The organism is Bacillus sp. FSL H8-0492 (genome assembly GCF_038006145.1).
GTDB lineage: Bacteria > Bacillota > Bacilli > Bacillales > Bacillaceae_G > Bacillus_A > Bacillus_A mycoides.
Window position 1 is genome coordinate 3,426,255 of record NZ_JBBOUP010000001.1, and the last position, 18,746, is coordinate 3,445,000.

16 protein-coding genes, 1 riboswitch and 1 other annotated feature are annotated in these 18,746 nt (G+C 35.3%); of the genes, 4 read left to right on the plus strand and 12 right to left on the minus strand.

The genetic code is table 11. The features are described 5' to 3' along the window. Positions 1–63: 63 nt before the first annotated feature. Entirely contained in the window at positions 64–549 is a 486-nt protein-coding gene (locus MHH66_RS17520; protein WP_063217850.1) for an 8-oxo-dGTP diphosphatase, read from the plus strand. A 28-nt stretch (positions 550–577) separates the two neighbouring features. On the opposite strand, the gene MHH66_RS17525 is transcribed toward MHH66_RS17520, so the two are convergent. Genes MHH66_RS17525 through MHH66_RS17535 form a run of 3 tightly spaced genes read right to left on the minus strand, consistent with a single transcriptional unit; the run spans position 578 to position 3,733 of the window. Further along, positions 578–2,203, minus strand: coding sequence for a YndJ family protein (locus tag MHH66_RS17525; RefSeq protein WP_063217851.1), 1,626 nt, complete (start codon positions 2,201–2,203; stop codon positions 578–580). Between the two features lie 5 nt (positions 2,204–2,208). Then, complete coding sequence (locus tag MHH66_RS17530) at positions 2,209–2,820, minus strand: DUF4166 domain-containing protein (protein WP_078184291.1); 612 nt, start codon at positions 2,818–2,820, stop codon at positions 2,209–2,211. Between the two features lie 4 nt (positions 2,821–2,824). Continuing rightward, complete coding sequence (locus tag MHH66_RS17535; RefSeq protein ID WP_078184290.1) at positions 2,825–3,733, minus strand: DoxX-like family protein; 909 nt, start codon at positions 3,731–3,733, stop codon at positions 2,825–2,827. 192 nt (positions 3,734–3,925) lie between these two features. Continuing rightward, positions 3,926–4,112, plus strand: a riboswitch (Lysine riboswitch). Between the two features lie 201 nt (positions 4,113–4,313). Here MHH66_RS17535 and MHH66_RS17540 point away from each other — a divergent pair. Both MHH66_RS17540 and MHH66_RS17545 read left to right on the plus strand, forming a co-directional pair. Then, positions 4,314–5,543, plus strand: coding sequence for an aspartate kinase (locus MHH66_RS17540; RefSeq protein ID WP_078184289.1), 1,230 nt, complete (start codon positions 4,314–4,316; stop codon positions 5,541–5,543). 280 nt (positions 5,544–5,823) lie between these two features. Further along, positions 5,824–6,276 (plus strand): VOC family protein, encoded by a 453-nt coding sequence (locus MHH66_RS17545; protein ID WP_078184288.1) that lies wholly within the window; start codon positions 5,824–5,826, stop codon positions 6,274–6,276. 289 nt (positions 6,277–6,565) lie between these two features. Here the strand turns inward: MHH66_RS17545 and MHH66_RS17550 are convergent, their stop codons facing one another. The 3 genes from MHH66_RS17550 to MHH66_RS17560 all read right to left on the minus strand — a co-directional run bounded on the left by MHH66_RS17550 (position 6,566) and on the right by MHH66_RS17560 (position 8,763). Continuing rightward, positions 6,566–7,006, minus strand: a complete 441-nt coding sequence (locus MHH66_RS17550) for a helix-turn-helix domain-containing protein (protein ID WP_063217855.1) — start codon at positions 7,004–7,006, stop codon at positions 6,566–6,568. 138 nt (positions 7,007–7,144) lie between these two features. Further along, the gene (asnA, locus tag MHH66_RS17555) at positions 7,145–8,128 is read right to left on the minus strand and encodes an aspartate--ammonia ligase (protein ID WP_078184287.1); all 984 of its coding nucleotides are present in this window, start codon (positions 8,126–8,128) and stop codon (positions 7,145–7,147) included. 70 nt (positions 8,129–8,198) lie between these two features. Further along, positions 8,199–8,458, minus strand: a binding site (T-box leader). Positions 8,459–8,589: 131 nt separating this feature from the next. Further along, positions 8,590–8,763: a hypothetical protein gene (locus tag MHH66_RS17560; RefSeq protein ID WP_087963397.1), complete on the minus strand. Its 174-nt coding sequence runs from the start codon at positions 8,761–8,763 to the stop codon at positions 8,590–8,592. Positions 8,764–8,866: 103 nt separating this feature from the next. On the opposite strand from MHH66_RS17560, the gene MHH66_RS17565 reads away from it, so the two are divergent. After that, the gene (locus MHH66_RS17565; RefSeq protein WP_000047588.1) at positions 8,867–9,001 is read left to right on the plus strand and encodes a DUF3934 domain-containing protein; all 135 of its coding nucleotides are present in this window, start codon (positions 8,867–8,869) and stop codon (positions 8,999–9,001) included. Positions 9,002–9,136: 135 nt separating this feature from the next. On the opposite strand, the gene MHH66_RS17570 is transcribed toward MHH66_RS17565, so the two are convergent. From MHH66_RS17570 to malS, 6 genes are all read right to left on the minus strand, one after another. Next, complete coding sequence (locus tag MHH66_RS17570) at positions 9,137–12,331, minus strand: DEAD/DEAH box helicase (protein WP_078184286.1); 3,195 nt, start codon at positions 12,329–12,331, stop codon at positions 9,137–9,139. A 371-nt stretch (positions 12,332–12,702) separates the two neighbouring features. Continuing rightward, on the minus strand, positions 12,703–13,938 hold the full coding sequence (locus MHH66_RS17575; RefSeq protein WP_078184285.1) for an MFS transporter: 1,236 nt from the start codon (positions 13,936–13,938) through the stop codon (positions 12,703–12,705). Between the two features lie 146 nt (positions 13,939–14,084). Next, positions 14,085–14,555 carry a MarR family transcriptional regulator gene (locus MHH66_RS17580; RefSeq protein ID WP_001030885.1) on the minus strand — a complete coding sequence of 157 codons (471 nt, stop codon included), beginning with the start codon at positions 14,553–14,555 and terminating at the stop codon, positions 14,085–14,087. A gap of 161 nt (positions 14,556–14,716) precedes the next feature. Then, the gene (locus MHH66_RS17585; protein ID WP_078184284.1) at positions 14,717–15,649 is read right to left on the minus strand and encodes a response regulator; all 933 of its coding nucleotides are present in this window, start codon (positions 15,647–15,649) and stop codon (positions 14,717–14,719) included. A 2-nt stretch (positions 15,650–15,651) separates the two neighbouring features. Then, positions 15,652–16,950: a sensor histidine kinase gene (locus MHH66_RS17590; RefSeq protein WP_098168681.1), complete on the minus strand. Its 1,299-nt coding sequence runs from the start codon at positions 16,948–16,950 to the stop codon at positions 15,652–15,654. A 63-nt stretch (positions 16,951–17,013) separates the two neighbouring features. Further along, the gene (malS, locus tag MHH66_RS17595; protein ID WP_002012227.1) at positions 17,014–18,726 is read right to left on the minus strand and encodes an oxaloacetate-decarboxylating malate dehydrogenase; all 1,713 of its coding nucleotides are present in this window, start codon (positions 18,724–18,726) and stop codon (positions 17,014–17,016) included. Positions 18,727–18,746 lie beyond the last annotated feature (20 nt).

An 18,746-nucleotide genomic window follows, 5' to 3' on the forward strand; every position in this document is an offset into this window, starting at 1 on the left:
TATATAAGAAACTATTATGTTATGGTAAAATTATCAAGAAAAAATAAAGGAGAATACATTATTATGCCTCAAAATTCTCATAACATCGAGCACCGCATCTATACAATGTGTATGATCCAGCGAAATAATGACGTTTTACTTATAAAACGCCCCGACCATCGAGGTTTTCCTGGCTACATAGCTCCTGGTGGAAAAGTAGATTTCCCAGAAAGCATATTACAAGCTGCTATACGAGAATCAAAAGAGGAGACCGGACTCCACGTTTCTAATTTAATTTTCAAGGGATTAGACGAATATGTAAATCCTATGGAAAATGTTCGATATATGGTATTTAACTATTGGACAGATTCATTTGAAGGTGAACTCCTTTTGAATCCTCCTGAAGGCGAATTATTATGGGTACCAATTGATGAAGCACTAAATCTTCCTATGCAAGATTGGTTTAAAGAGAGATTCCCATTATTTTTTGAAAAAGGTACGTTTGAAATTCAACGTGTTTGGGACCGAAACTTGGATAAACAAGTTGCGATGACAATTACGCATACGTAAAAAAGCTTGGAATCTCTCCAAGCTTTTCTTACTTCTCCTCTATTTTCTTAATCTCATAATCAATTTCTAAAAACTTAACTCCAAATATCCACATTCTATGATTAGCTTCTAATATTTGATCCGTGCTCTCTTTAATAATAAAAGTCTCTGCTAATGGTAAACGTATTGTAAAGAAACGAGTATGTAAATAAATCCCCTCATCTCCCTTACCATTTCTTCTCAACTTACTAGTAATGATTAAATCTTTATTCTTATTACATAATTTCAAAATCCCCGTCATATTCGAATATGGTAAAGGTAATCCGATATTCATGTATTTCTCATCCTCATGGGTATGTTTTGAGTAAAGAGCTACAAAAATAGATTCTCCTGCTTCATTTTTTCTTAGCCAAGCCCTTACATTCTCTCTTCCATCCTTCTCATCTATTATCCCAATGATAGAGCCATGCATCGTTTCCCACTTGCCGCCCATACCTAAATGTATTTGTCCTACACGCTTACTCATTTTCTCATAACAAAATGCAAGCGGGCGGAACCAACGATTCCATTTTATATGCGATTGTAACTCATACTCTTTTGTATTTTCATAGAAACAAGTAATACTTAAAGGAATCTTCGTCACGTCAAATGCCTCACTATGAAAATCATTCATTTTATCAACTAAACCTTTGTATTCCTTGCTATCTATTAAATTTCTATTCTGTAAAAATGCTTCACCAACTATCGCATTTCCTCTTAACCCGCTCATTCGTTTCCCGTAATATTTATAGTTCGGAGTACTCTTTTCAATCATCCAGCCGACAAATGCTGGTAACGCTACTCCAATTCCATTGACAACACCGTGAATCCAAACCATTTGAGCAATTGTAATCGTCATTACATGTTTCAAATTCCCATATGAATATATAAGTGAAAACATAATTGTTACCATGAGTGTGCTAGACGATATGATCAGGAGAACCTTTGCACTGATAGCATTAAATTTCGTGCGCCAAACATAAATCCCATATCCATAAATCGCACATAAATATATGAACACTGCAAAAAATTCAAATATCCTTGAGTATGTAATTCCTATCGCAACTGTCATTGGAGAAATGACGATGATAAACATAATAGCGTCATATAACTTACTTCCCCGCTCTCTTTTCCTTCCAAGTAAACCAGCTGATAACGGCAATAGAAATGCCGAGTAATGAAAGTGTGCCGCTGTAAGTAAAACAATGTCAGAACTAAAGTGCATAATTGAAACCTTTGCTACTGAAGCAAAAAACCAAAAACCACCTAAAAACAAATAAATAAACGCACTATCGATAGCCGCCTCTTCTATCGGTTTCCATCCTCTTTCTAACAATCTACTTACACCAAATAACGCAACGATTCCTGTATATGCAAACCAAAGTAGCGCAAAGAAATAGTGATTTGTTACGAAAGCTAGCATCGCACTAATTGCTGCGATTGGATATAAAAACGATACAAATTTATAAAATAATACATACGATCCATTTCTTTTTTTCTTGTCAATAATACAAAAAGACATCGGTATAAATAACAAAATAGATAATAAAATAATTGCTTCAACTGGGTTTACATTTGACCACTCACATATTAGAAAAATAATATAGCAAGCAAGTCCAAATATTATATTTTTCATCTCGTTTATTCCCTTTCCACAAATGTTCCCTTATATGAAAATAACGAACCAATTAACGGATTCCGTACTTGTACATGAATTCGAAAACATTGCAGTGCATCATCATAACTTTCAACAATTTTTGCCTCTCCACATAAAAATTTTGGTAACGGGATTTTTCTTCCAAACATAAAAAACCATTGTTTCTTTGAAGAAATATGCATCCCGCCTTTTTCATCAATATAAAAATTCAATGTAGAAACGAGTAAATGTGGCTCACCAAAATAATCTACAATTTCATTATTCTCTTCATCCAACTGCATAACAGCGTTAAAATATCTTTTCTTATTATGAAAATAAAAAGTACGATTCCACCGTACAAACTCATTTCCATGTTCATCTCGCTCAGCGGTATTATGTATCACAAACGGAACTTTTTGCCCTCGCTCAGAGAAAAACATTCGAAACTTCGATGTAATTTTTAATATTAATTTAACGAAAAAAGATCCTCCATAAATTTCATCCATTTCCCCTTCCCCAATAAAGCTATTTTCCTTTGTTATCGCATATCGTTCCTGCAATTTTGGATGAAGCCTTTTATAAGAATCCCCTAATAATCTTTCATAAATATTAACCATATACTTATCCCTTTCTCGTCCTCTTGCAATTTTTTGCGCTTGGCAAATTCGTGCTATTTATATAACCGACAATCGATAACCCTATTAGAAGAAAATTTAATGTAATCGGATTAAACGGTTGCGTAAAACTTGTGATATTCGTAATTCCTGCCGCAATTGTTAAGGCGATTAACATAATAATATGCCCTATAAATAATTTTCGTTTTGGAAGTGGCAATAGCCATATCACACCCAATATTATTTCTAGAAATCCAACTATTTTAAGCATAAAAATACTATTTTCATTCGATCCGATTAGTACAGAAAGCATCTTTACTTCTTCTGAATGAGTAAACATCAATTTCGGTACAATCCCTTGATATAACCATACGAAAGCAAATAAAAAGCAAACTAGCCAATACGTCATCGTTCTTCTAATTAGCAACTTAGGATGAAGTCCCTTTTCTAACCATAATTTTAAAGCATCAAAACTCCATGCTGTCGCCCAACCTAATAGTGGACGAAAAACATATAAATCTATCACATTTCCTATACGACCAAATCTCGTATCATAATCATATTGCGTTTCAAAATGAATATGTTCTTCATTCGGTGTATACTTCCAATAACCACGCCCTATTTGTATAAGTGATAATTGATTGTCTGTCCAAAATTTTAAAGAGGAAATGCGTTCTCCAGTTTCTTTTCTTATTTCACCTATCGATTCCCCTTCTCCGGCTATTTCAAGTCCAAATCCGATCTTTGTTTTATATAAAAACTTCTGTGGTTCTCCCTCTTTTTTTTCTAAATACGAAATCTCAGTAAAACGAGCATCCCATTCTGTATGTATATCAGGCTCTTGTGTATATGCCCATAGTTTCTCCATTGTTGTGTTCATTTCTGTTGCTACATAAATAGGCTTTTTCTTCCCCATCCTTCCACCTCCCATGCGCTATATTTTCAATGTACATGCAATGAATTTATTTTGCTACATTTTTCACAAACTAATTTAATAAAAAGATAGAATTTCAAAAAAATACAAAAAACACTTGATTCCCTGAAAAATTTAAATTATTATAAAACAAATGTTACCAACAACTTCATAAATCATACACTCTCGCCTAAAACGTGAGATAGAGGTTGCAACGCTTATAAGTATTCTAAAGGAGACACAGAGATGTCTATGAATTTAGAGGAAAGGAAGTGTTGCCGAAATTGATAAATTTCTCTGCATTTATCAATTGGGGCTGTTTTCGAATAGAAACAGAACTGTCATATGTACAGACGTGTACGTATGAAGAGCTATCTACAAAAAAGAGATATCATTTTTATGATATTCCTTTTTTGGCGGTTTTTTTATTAGCTCCGTTTTCTGTTTCCCTTTTCCTGTAACAGCACCATCCTCACTTATTTGAGATGGTGTTTTTTGTTTTTCTCTCTGGTAACTACAGGAATATTGGGATTTGTATATGTCCTAACCTATTCTTAAAAATGGACGAAAGAAGGAATTCGTAATGGAAACGATTGTACAAAAATTTGGCGGTACCTCTGTCGGAAGCGTCGAGCGCATTCAACATGTAGCAAATTTAATTATTGAAGAATATGAACGAGGACATAGTATTGTCTCTGTCGTTTCAGCAATGGGAAAAAGTACGGATAAACTTGTAGCACTTGCTAACGCTATTACTGAAAATCCAAGTAAACGTGAAATGGATATGCTCCTATCTATAGGAGAACAAGTAACCATTTCATTATTAACAATGGCACTACAAACAAAAGGTTATAACGCAATTTCATTAACAGGATGGCAAGCTGGTATTACGACAGAATCTGTACATAGTAGTGCACGGATTACTGACATTAACACCACTCGTATTCAGTCTCACCTTACTGAAGGCACGATTGTTATAGTAGCTGGTTTCCAAGGAATAAGTGAAGAAAATGAAATTACCACACTTGGTCGCGGTGGCTCCGATACGACTGCTGTCGCATTAGCGGCGGCACTAAAAGCAAAAAAATGTGATATTTATACGGATGTGACCGGCGTATATACGACTGATCCACGAGTTGTACAAGATGCTTATAAATTAGATGAAATTTCTTATGACGAAATGTTAGAGCTTGCCAACCTCGGTGCTGGCGTATTACACCCACGCGCTGTTGAATTTGCTAAAAATCATAATGTAATTTTAGAAGTTCGCTCAAGTATGGAACAAGAAAACGGAACAATTGTAAGGGGAGAATGTAACATGGAACAACAATCAATCGTTAAAGGTATTGCATTTGAGGATAATATTACACGCGTCACAATTAAAGGATTAGAACAAGGTGCACTTTCAACAGTTTTCTCTACATTAGCAGCAGCACATATTAATGTAGATATTATTATTCAAAGTATTACAAATGAAGGAACTGTTCACCTCTCCTTCTCAATCCATTCTAATGATTTAAGAGAAACATTAGAAGTGTTAGAACAAAATCAAGAGGCGCTTCACTATGAATCTGTAGAACATGAAAATCATTTAGCAAAAGTATCAATTGTAGGATCTGGTATGGTATCTAACCCAGGAGTTGCTGCGAATATGTTCACTACTTTAAAAGAAGAAGATATTCATATTAAAATGGTAAGTACATCAGAAATTAAAGTCTCTGTCGTTATTGACCGTCTTCATTTAGTAACGGGTGTTGAAGCACTTCATCAATCATTTATGGCGAAAATTGAGCCTTTAGTGCAAATGAGCTAATTTCCGCCGGTAAAACTTACAATAAATTATATTAATCTATTTCCTTCCTATATAAATAGAAAGCTGTTTGCATAATGGAAAGTGAGAAAAAGGTTATTTAGTTTAAAATAAAGTCGTTTAAAGAACAATAAAATTGTTAAAAAATAGAAGCAAGTCATTCTATTCAACAATCAGGAAGTTATCTCCCACCTAACTTCCTCGCATTCGCCGAATTTTGAGGTGGGAGTCTTATTGCCCGCAAATAGCGGGATAAATTTTCATACATAAGGAGATAAAGACTATGACAAAAAACAAATTACTAAGAATGGACAATGTCAGCATCGTTGTAGAATCCCTTGATGACGCAATCTCTTTCTTCGAGGAGATTGGCTTGAACCTCGAAGGGCGAGCGACTGTCGAAGGTGAATGGGCTGGTCGCGTAACAGGATTAGGTACTCAGTGCGTGGAGATTGCTATGATGGTTACGCCAGATGGTCACAGCCGAATTGAACTTTCGCGATTTCTCACCCCACCTACTATAGCAGATCATCGGATAGCTCCTGTAAACGCCCTCGGTTATCTGCGCTTCATGTTCACCGTCGAAGACATTGACGAAATGGTATCCAGACTTACTAAGCATGGTGCTCAGCTCGTTGGCGAAGTAGTTCAGTATGAGGACTCGTATCGACTCTGCTACATTCGTGGAACCGAAGGAATTTTAATTGGTTTAGCGGAAGAACTCGGTAACAAATAAGTAAGTAATGTTTTATAAAAAGCCTTTACTGAAATATAAATTACTGAAGTAAAAATATTTGAAGAAAATTCTTATTCAATAAAACTTAAATTTTCAACCCCGTCCTAACTTTAGAACGGGGCTATGCTCGTTTGAGCTTTTAAAATTAAATAACTTTATTATCATTTTACACGTAGATTTCAAAACTCTATACAAACAGCTTTTTAACATATTCCCTACATCTGAAAATCATTATAAAACAATTAAATTATTCGCAATACCCTTTCCTAGGAAATATAACGGATTCTTCTCACTTCTTATCATATATATCTTTTCCTTTAAATAACGAGCGAAATTCATTCAAAATAACTTTCTTCACGTCTGAATAAAAGACCATCATGAATAGCGCAGCCCCTAATAAAATCTCTTGAATTCCTTCGTAATCAATGAAAGCGCTCATAACTAGCAAACCACATCCAATATAAAAGCCAAATTCATTCTCTTTCTCAAACTCTTCATCTTCTTCATCAATATGTATTTTCTCTTTAAAGCTTTGATTCCCTTTTATTAACTCATCTAGCGTAACGTTGTACATTTCACTAAGTAAAATTAAATTATCAATATCCGGACAGCTTTTATCATGTTCCCATTTATATACCGCCTGCCTTGTTATACCAATCTTTTTAGCGACATCTTCCTGTGAAAACCCTTTTGACTCTCGTAATCTTTTAAGTTGTTGCCCTAAGCTCATAACGTCCCCTCCTTTAACAAATTATTACATAAAAGGATACAAAAAAGAAAGAAACCATTAGTAAAATTCACTGTAAACCATTCGTTTACACAATAAAAAAGAGAGAATAACTCTTTGAGTTATCCTCTCTCACTTCTATTAAAACAGATGAATGTTTTCTTTCTTGCAAGCTTCACGTAAATCGTCAGGCCATACAGAAGATTGAACTTCACCGATATGTGCTTTACGTAAGAAGTACATACACATTCTTGATTGTCCGATACCACCACCGATTGTTAATGGTAGTACGTCTTCTAAAATACCTTTATGGAAATCATACTCTCGTTTGAAGTCTTCTCCCGTTTTCGTTAACTGCTCATCAAGTGATTTACTATCAACACGAATTCCCATTGATGATAATTCGAATGAAGCTTGTAGTACTGGGTGCCAGAATAAAATGTCACCGTTTAATTTCCAATCATCATAATCGGATGCGCGTCCATCGTGCTTTTCACCTGAACGGAGTGCATCACCAATTCCAATAATAAAGACTGCACCGTATTCTTTCGCAATTGCATGTTCGCGATCTTTCGGTGTTAATTCTGGATATTTATCTTCTAGTTCTTGAGAAGTAACGAAAACAATTTCTTCTGGTAAATACTTTCCAAGGAACGGATACTTTTCAAATAAGTGATCTTCCAATTCTTTGAATATTCCATAAATTATTTGTACTGTTTTTTGTAAGTAATCGAAAGTACGCCATTCTTTTTGAACGATTTTTTCCCAATCCCATTGGTCAACATAAATGGAATGCGTTGCATCAAGTTCTTCATCACGACGAATCGCGTTCATGTTTGTATATAAACCTTCACCAGCTTCATATCCGTATTCATGTAATGCGAATCTTTTCCACTTCGCTAGTGAATGAACAATTTCTAATTCTTCTCCTGAATGTAACATATCAAATTCAATCGGACGTTCTACACCGTTTAAGTGATCGTTTAATCCTGATTTTTTCGTTACGAATAGTGGTGCAGATACGCGGAATAGTTCAAGGCGTTTTGCTAATTGATCCTCGAAAAATGTTTTAACTTCCTTAATTGCGATTTGAGTCTCTCTTACTGTCATTAATGATTGATACATGGTGGTTTCCTCCTAAAATGTTTGGATGTTGTGGAAAAAAGCCAACAAAAAAAGCCCTTCTTTCCCAAAAAACTGGGACGAAAGACTTTGGTTCCGCGGTACCACCCAAATTAGCAACAGAGGTTGCTCACTTATACAGTACGGAGATTAAAAAATCTCGATACTGTTCTTCTTGTAACGGCGAAGTTCCCGGCTAAGTCTACTTTCCTATAAAGGATTTCGGTTAGCGACTCCAGGAGGTTCTTCATAATAGGCTTCGTATCAGGCTCACACCGCCCCTGACTCGCTTAAACTACATCCTACTACTACTCGTCCTTTCATAGTCGTTTTATTGTCACATCTCTGAAACATTTTATTAATGATTATTCTATACAAAAAATAGATAAAGTCAACAAAAAGTTTTAAAATATTTTTCAATTCTTTATTTTATGCCTTTACCGACTGTTCTTAATATAACATTTTTATTTCCTTTGTCTCTTCAATCCAAAAAACATTTCACTAACTGAAACTAACATATACACAACCAGTAAAGTGATCGTTCGAAAAATAGAATCCGCAGTATTTCTTATTATTTTCATTTTATTTGTAATTCCTTTCAGTTTACTAGCAATTTCATGATATACTATAGCATTCAAGCAGTTTGTTTTTACTTAAAGCAAGCATAGTCATTTATCGATAGTATTTTTCTAAAACATTGGCTATTATCAAATCAGATTTTTTATATAACGGAGTGATCATATGAGTAAAACGAAAGCAAAACCGAAAAAAGGTGTAGGACAAGGTACAGGAAGTAAAGGATGGAATCGTTGGCAATCAAGTGCAAAGAAAAAGGCAGCTGCAAAGCCATACAAAAGTAAAGGTACAAAGAAATAAAATAAATAGTGGGAGACGAGCAACTCCCACTATTTAAAGTTTCACTTTATCTCTTTACTTTGTACAAAACAAAATATAATTATTACAACAAAAAAGCTATGCTTTCATCTCTATGAAAGCATAGCTTTTTCCATATTAAATCATAAGAATATCGCGGATTTCTTCCTCCGTAATAGAAGATAACTTCTCTTCTCCCGGTTCGATAATTTCAGCGATTAAATTTTTCTTACTCTCTTGTAACTCGTGCATTTTTTCTTCAATTGTTCCATGTGCTACTAACTTAATCACTTGCACTGTATTTTTTTGTCCCATTCGATACGCTCTATCCGCAGCTTGTTGTTCAACAGCTGGATTCCACCACAAGTCGTACAATATAACTGTATCTGCACCTGTTAAATTTAGTCCTGTGCCACCAGCTTTTAACGAAATAAGAAATAGATCCCCTTCTCCTTCGTTAAACCGATTGCATAGCTCTACACGTTCTTGCGCTGGTGTACTCCCGTCTAAATAAAAGTATGGAACTGCTTGACGATTTAATTCACGTCCGATTATCGAAAGCATCTTCGTAAATTGGGAAAAGATAAGAATTCTCTTCCCTGTACTTCTACATTCCTCCAAAATTTCTAGCAGCTGATCAAATTTAGCTGAACTACCTTTATAGTCATCAACAAACAAAGCAGGATGACAACAAATTTGCCGTAGTCTCGTTAAACCAGCTAAAACCCGAATTTTATTTTTACGTAACGTATCTTTATCCAAATGTTTTAACGTTTCTTCTCTTAACTTTGCTAAATAAGCTGCGTAAAGCCTCTTTTGATCTGGTAAAAGTTCTGATGATTGCAAGTGCTCAATTTTTTCTGGGAGTTCGTGTAATACATCACCCTTCAACCTTCTTAACACGAAAGGTTTTACCCGCTTCGCAATATCTTCACGTCTTAAATCACCGAACTCTTTTCTTCCCGGTAATAATTCTGGGAAGACGACGTGGAAGATAGACCATAGCTCTTCTAATGAATTTTCTACAGGTGTTCCTGTTAATCCAAAACGGTACTCCGCCTGCACTGTTTTTACCGCTCTTGCAGTTTGCGTCGTATGATTTTTAAACGCTTGTGCTTCATCAAGAAATAGCGTATGAAATGGCTGCTCATATAACCTTATATCTCTTCTCAGTAGAGGATATGACGTAATGACAACATCAAATTTCGTTATATCTTTTAAAATTTTTCGGCGCTCTGCTTGATTTCCATCGGCAATAACTGCTCTAATATGTGGAGCGAATTTTTTCAACTCACTAAGCCAGTTGTAAACGAGGGACGACGGAGAAACAACTAATATAGGCAGTTTCTTCTCTCGAATTTCCGGCAAAACAGAGTCTATAAAAGCAATACTTTGCAACGTTTTCCCCAGTCCCATATCATCAGCTAAAATGCCGCCAAAACGATAATAGGCAAGTGTTTTCATCCACTGGAATCCGTATGTTTGATACTCTCTCATTATCGCATCTAAGCCACTTGGCACCGCAAACTTCAGCTTTTTAGGGTTTTGAATGTTCTCTACCAATTCTTGAACAGACTCATCTAAACTTAATACGTTTCCTTCTTGCAGTGAATTCATCCATTTCACACTACGAATAAGAGGGACATCTATTTCTTCGCCCTTTAAAAATCCTTTTCGAATACTAGATTCTTTTATAAACTGATTAATATCATTAAACTCTTTACTCTCAAGTGATAGTAGAGCACCACTTGCTAAACGATAATATTTTCGTTTCTCTTCAAGTGCCACTAATACCCCTTTAATTTCTGCCTCTGGAATACCTTTTATATCAAAGCGAAATGATAACCAATCAATTCTCTCTTTCCTTCTAACTCTTATAAGAGGAGCTGTGTCTCCCTTATGAATTCGTAATTTGATGGCTGACGTCGCATAAATATCAACTAAACCTTTTAACGTTGGAACAGCATGATATAAAAAGTTATACTCAGCTTCTTCATTATGCATAAAATAACCGCCTTCCGTTTTCGCAAAGGCACTTTCACTCATAATGTCTAAAATTTCTTTTTCCTTTTTCTCATCACGATTAAAAACAGATGGCTGCCCATCCTCTTCTAACGGATTAATCACGACGTTTCCATAATGAAATTCGAGACCTGCTAACAAACGATTTTTCACTCGATCTAAATACAATTTTGCTTTTAGCGAAGGCGTTTCCACACAATCTGATACTACCTCATCTATTCGCACAGTTCCTAGCTTCATTAACCCTGGTACAACTTTTGCTACAAAGTGCTCCATCTTATCTGCTGGAATATACAATTGGTTACTACTAGAACGATTCATCATTTTTTGTAATTCGATAAGTCGCTTACAATCCTCAGCATTCAACTGATACAGTTTCCCTCCAAATAGAGCATAACTATACGTATCCATTACTTCTACTTGTTGTAAGCCGTCAATATAAAGTGTAAACCCACCGTTACTCCCCTTATTAAACTCAAAATGCAAAGGAAGTAATCCTTTTGAAATATGTACACCATGAAAAGATTGTCCATCTTGATTAAGTCTCACACACTCAACTTTAGAAAGTAAAGAAAGCATATCCATCCACGAAGCTGGCGGTATTAAAATCATACTATCATCTTGTTTTGCCTGTACTTCCAGTGTATCCTCATACATTTTTTCGTTATGATACATTTTAATAAGTTGCTGAATAATCGCATCCGTTTCTTGCCTGAAGCTATGTACATCTGGTGTGTATGTAAATTCATTGGAACAATTAAAAGACTCTCTTTTCTCCACTTTAGAAAGAAATTCTCTAATATGATTTACGAAATACGTTTTGGCAAGCTTCAACTGAACCCCAAGAAGTGCCCCACCATTTTTCGTAACTACTGGTGTACAACTAAACTCAATATCAAGTATTTCACGTGTATCAAAACGGTGTTGTTTACTTTTTGGCCTCAGTGGTTGTTCTGCAAACAACTGAAACATCCCGCTTGTTAATTGTTCATTTCCGCTACTAATAGGCACCATTCCACCGGTTTGCTGATTATAATTCATTTGTATCAATACTGCCGCAACATGTTGACAGTATGTTTGAAAAGACGCTAACGAAGGACAACTACATTTCGCAACAACATCACCTTTTTTAGCTTTGTCTACTGTAACATGAAAATCTTCATTTCCTTTTACCGTTGCCTCGCAAATTTCTTTATTTTCATCATAATGATTTATTATTACTTTATTTGATTTATAATAAGCTTCACCTCTTTTATATGAGGTCTCTCCGCATACTTCTTTAATAATCGATTTATTTAATGTAAAACTCATTTTTTGACACTTCCTTACTGTAAAACCATTTTCTCTTACTTAACATTTTACATGCTTCACGAGAAAATATAAAATGTTGGTTTAACAAAAAAGATACTTATTTATAAACAACTCAGACTGTAAGCAAATAGAGTTTCAGTACTTGTTAAAACTGCCTATTATGCAGGCGATTCTGAAAGCTTCCAGCGTAGTATTTAAATATCTTCTACATTATTCATGTAAAAGTTTTACCGGCCATCGCATCAATAATTTAAAAGATATGATTTTATGAAGAAGAGTAATAAAAGTTTTTCACACACACCGTTGAGATGGATGTGCAAATTTTGATGCAGGGGTCTTACTGTCTATAAAAGGAAGATAAAGTACGTAATTTACATATTTTCATGCGTGCCCTTATATAAGACTGTTATTGCGGCTACTATAAGGATGATCCCCATACAAGCAGGTGCGGCATGCCCAAGTGAAACATAAATTTGCCCTCCAATGATCGGTCCAATCATTCTTGCTAAAGCTTGAATAGATTGACTACCTCCTTGAATCCTTCCTTGTTCACTAGAATCGACAGACTTCGAGAGCATCCCATTGAATGAAGGTCCAAAGATGGAATCACCAAAACCAAATATAAACATTCCAGCGATAAGAAACGGATAAAATGAGAACAAAGCTGATGCTGCAATAAGACTATAACCTATAATCTCCGAAACCATTCCGAGAATTGCTATCTGTTTATCAGTAAGTTTTGTCAAAAGTTTTGGCATTATGAAACTTTGTGAAATGATGTCTTGGAATCCCATAATTGAAAACATAAGTCCGATTAACGCAGGCTTCCAACTAAAAGTATCCATTGTAAATTGTGAAAAAATTGCCTGTAAAGATCCATTTGGTATCCAAAGTAAGAATGCTGAGACAAGTAGCCATTTTAAATTTTTCATGGAAAGTATATTTGCAAGCTGTGTAAATGGATTTAATCTTACAAAGGTAATCTCTTTCAATCTATTATTTTTGTCAAGGCTCTCAGGCATATATAAGATTCCATAAGCAACATTTAATAAAGTTATTATTGCTCCAAAATACATAGGTACAGAATAACCAAACTTGGCAAGATATCCACCTATAGTTGGTCCAATGACAGTGCCTACTCCTACAACCGCACTTACCCATCCGAAGTATTTCGTTCTTTGTTCTGGAGGAATAATATCTGCAAAATATGCGAAGATAGTGCTTATGCTCCCTCCTGTTATACCTTCTATTATGCGCCCAGCAAATAGTATCCATAGAGCTCCTCCTATGCCAAAAACTAAGTACCCGATTGCGGAACCGAAAAGGCATACTAAAAGTAATGGACGACGACCATATTTATCACTCAAAGCTCCAAGTGCGGGAGCCGCAAAAAATACGCAGACTGCATAAACAGAAGTTAATAACGTAACGACGACCGCTTGTTCTGCCGAATTACTTGTATATGGCTGCACTAAAAATGGAACGACAGGTATTATAATGCTGAATCCTATTCCGCAAAGAAACACAGAGATGAGACCGAATAGTAAGGCGTGTTTATCTATGACTCGTTCCGTATTATGTTCATTATGTGATCTGAATTTGGACATTTTCATTCTCTCCCCAACAGTTATTTTTGTTTCCTTATCAACAAAACAACAACTCCATTTTGTTTCCCTGTCAACAAAATTACAACAATAAAAAAGGCGGTCCATCCTTGGACTGCCTGCCGTTTCATTTTTATTTTTTGAATAGATTACGACTTAATATGTACACCTTGTTTCTTTATTTCTGTATCCAAATGTCTACTATACTTTTCCACGAAGCTAAGTATACTATCAAATTCTTCCTCGGTTACTTGATCAAACACAACTTTATCCCGTTCTTCAAACTCTTTGTGCAGATCCTCATGTATTTTATAAATTACTTTCCCTTGTTCAGTAAGCCTAAAATAGATTTCTTTCTTATTATCCGACTTCTGATAACTTTCGATAAGGCCTTTTTTTATAAGTTTTTTAGTTATTCTACTTATGGCACCGCGAGTCATATAAAAGGACTCCGCAAGTTTTGTCACGTTAGAATCTACATTTTTTTCAATGTATTCGATACAATGTACTTCAGAAGAATTATACCCCTTAAGACTGTCTTCCATCTTATCCTTATTAAGCCAAACAATCTTATTATATAAGTCCCTGAAACCCACTATGACCTTTTCTTCTTTATTCATGTCCTGTCCTCCTCCCCGTTGGTGCATTAACAATATTATATTTATTTTTTGTTTCTATTCCAACTCTAATTAAAAAAGAGAGTCAAAAGCATGTTAAGCACCAAGAAACTCAATGTCACTTGAACAAGACTTTGTCTACAATCTGAAACACTTATCTCTTTTCATTCTATCTCCATCAACCGTTTTGCCTCAAAATACAACACTTGAATAAACTTCTTCGTATTAATACGTATATGACCAGAAGCCGCTACTTCATCTTTTGTCATTTCTGTCATTCGTTTTCTAACTACAGTGAAATCAAAAAATTTCGGAGCATAGCTTTCAAATTTAGGATTTGAAAAGTCTGTTAATCCAAGGGAAGCTAAGTGATTTAACGATTGATAAATCGCTCTACGTACCCTTTGTTCAGATGCTTTTCTCTCCTTATCTATATCTGCATCTGAAGCTATATTCTCTAATTTTCTTATAGTTATATGGTGAAAGATATCTTTTAGCGCAGGAAATCCAAATTCAAACGTTTGCTCTTTTTCTTGTCCATATAAATATTCCAACATACTAAGTAAATCTTTACTTCCATTCTCTCCCGCAATACCGAGTTCTGATAATAAATAGCGCCCTGAATCTGCTATTCTTTTTCCTTCCTGCATTGGCTCATTTCGAACTTGCGGCTGTTCCCACTTAAAAACGTTATTCAATGATTTTTGAATATCATGTATAGAGCGCTCTAAACGAATACGTTCCATTACTTTACGTACAACAGACATAACCTCAATTTTATTTAATGGTTTTGTAATATAATATTCAACACCAAGTGTATACGCCTCACCTATAAGTTGCTTCGATTCAACTTGAGAAATCATAATGATTTTTCCAGTAAAAGCAGACGCAATATGACGAACTGTTTCAATTCCATCTCGCATTGGCATTAATAAATCAATAAATAAAATATCTACTTTTTTAAAATTTAGTTGATCTGCTTCAATAAAAGCTCCATCTTCCGACTCTCCAATTACTTCCCCAAGATCGCCATCTTCAATAATTTGTGAAAGCATGGAGCGGAAAACTTCATCATCATCTACGATATAATAAAACAACTTTATTCTCCTTCCCGCTTTAAACTGCACTCCGGTAAACAAACGACAAACTTACACCCTCCGCCAGTTTCTCGGTCTTCTAATCTCACTTCTCCACCTAGCTCTGTTACCATTTCGTTTATGTAAGAAAGTCCAATACCTGTTGAAGGTGTTCCCGTTTGATCATACTTTGAAGTAAATCCTGGCTTAAATACTAATTTCTTATACTTCTGTGCAATACCAGGACCATCGTCAATTACTTCAAAGAATACATGTTTATCTCGTTTATATAGCTTAATAATAATGAGACCTCTACCCTCAATTGCTTCAACTGCATTTGCAACTAAGTTATTAAAAATCGATAAGACCGTGTACACATGATATTCTGCATGCTCACCTTCTATATGTTCCGAAAAACGTATATCTTTTTCTAACATTTCAGCGTACTTCTCATTAATTCTTACAATCATTTCCGCTAATTCATGTCCTTCTACATACTCAGCCACATTTTTATCTAATAACAGTTTAGATAGTCCTGCAAAAATTCTTTGATTATCCTTTTTGATTTCGTGCACTTCTCCTGCTATTTTTAATGCTGTTTTGCTATTTAAATCATCGTTCACTTGTAAGTTTCGATATAGTTGATATGCTTCTTGTGTAATTAACTCAGCATTTTGTAACGTTTTTTTCAAATGGACAGATTCCACATATAAATTAGAGAGGTACATTAACATATTTTCATTTTCTTTTCGAACTTGTGATTCTTTTAACTTCGTTTCATATAAGTTCATCATATTTAAAAAACCAAGTGCAAAGAAACTACGGAAAATAGCAATAATAATTAGTTTATTCACTTCAGAAACTGTTATCGTTGTCCCCAGCACTAACATATGATAAAACGCAAGTTCAGACATACTTGCGATAATTTCAATTGTAATTCCAAGACACCCTATCACAATTGGCTTCTGATGAAACTTATTCACCCTACAAAGCGAAAAAAGACTTCCATATATAAAATAATAAAAGAAAACGGGATAGCGCAAATAAAATGATTCTGTCATATGAAATGACCCTTGCAATACCCAGTCAAGACATACACGAAATAAGACTACAGATATACCTACAAGAATACCTGCAGCTGCTGCTGGCACTCTTCTTAAAAATAGTAATAAAAAGAAGAAAAGTGGTGTCCCGAAACTAACACGAAACATATCATTAAAAGGATGAAAATTCAGCTCTCCAGCAATCGGAACAACAACCATTAATATAATTAAAAGATACATATCTTTCTTCCATAATTGATTCCAATTCAAAGGTGCCACTTCCTATGCTTTTTTCAATTGTAAAAGTGAAAGCCCGCTTATAATTATAAACGGGCTTTATTTCTATATTCTAACCTTTTCTACCGCTTTTATTTGGCGATACTCCGGTTCCCATATTGCTTCTTTTACTGCAATCTTAATATCGTCATCACTTAAGTTCTCTCTAGCAACACCTTCTGCAACTGCAACTTTCGCTACTTCAATCGCAACCAGTTCAGAGATATTACGTAACTCTTCAACTTCTGGCAAAATAGGCGCTCCTGGCTGACTTGTATCTACCATACTTGCAACTGCTTCTGCTGCTGCTGCGAACATTCCATCCGTCATGACGCTTGCACGAACAACAATTGTACCAAGACCTAGTCCTGGGAAAATAAGTGCGTTATTTGACTGTCCAATCACATACGTTACACCGTTATATGTAACCGGTTCAAACGGACTTCCTGTTGCAACTAATGCTTTTCCTTCTGTCCACTCGATTAAATCTGCTGGTTTCGCTTCAGCAAGTGGCGTTGGATTCGACATTGGTAAAATGATTGGTCTTTCTACGTGAGAAGCCATTTCTTTAATAATTTCCTCTTTAAATGCGCCTGCAACAGTAGATGTACCAATTAAAATTGTCGGTTTTACATGTTTCACAACTTCAGCAAGTCCGATAGCATCATTTTGTTTCCAATCACTTACTTCAGCTTCTTTTCTTGCATATGGAATTTGGAAATCAAGAAGATCTTCCATATTATCTGTAACCAACCCATTACGGTCAATACACCAGAAACGATTATGTGATTCTTCGTCTGATAAGCCGACACGAACCATTGCATCTCTTACTTGATCTGCGATACCGATTCCAGCCGTACCAGCACCAAACACAACAACGCGGTGTTCACTTAACGGTACACCAGAAGCTTTTACTGCCGATAATACAGCAGCAAGTGAAACTGCCCCTGTACCTTGAATATCATCATTAAATGTACAAACGTCATGACGATATTTATCTAAAATTTTTCGTGCATTTCGAGAACTGAAGTCTTCCCAATGTAGAAGCGCTTTCGGGAATTGTTTATTTACCGCTTGAACAAACGTATCAATAAATTCATCGTAAGCTTCACCTGTTATACGAGGGTGACGATTTCCAATATAAAATGGATTGTTTAATAATTCCTCACGATTTGTACCTACATCTAAAATTACCGGTAATACACGGCTAGGATCGATTCCAACTGCGGCCGTATATACAGCTAATTTCCCGATTGCGATGTTAATTCCACCAACACCCCAATCACCAATTCCTAATATACCTTCTCCATCCGTTACAACGACTAAATCAATGTTTTCAGCTGTTGCACCGATATTTGCAAATGCATCTTCAATACCTGATGGATCGTTAATTGATAAATAAATGCCACGTGGTTTACGGTATTCATGACTATATCTTTGAATTGCTACACCAACAGTAGGTGTATATACGATTGGTAACATTTCACGTAAATGCTCTGTTAAAATACGATAAAATAACACTTCATTTCGATCATGTAACGCTGTTAAGTATACATTCTTTAATAAATCATCCGGCTGAGAACTAAATTGTTCATACGCTCGGCGTGCTTGTTCTTCTAACGTTAAAACCGCTGGCGGTAATAACCCTTTTAAACCTAACTCTTCTCTTTCCTCTTGTGTGAAAGCTACCCCTTTATTTAAAAGTGGTGTTGATAATACTTCTGCTCCTCTTAATGTTGTTTCTAATGCACCATTAGAAGCCACTGTAAACTTACTCATAACATCCCTACCTCTATTCA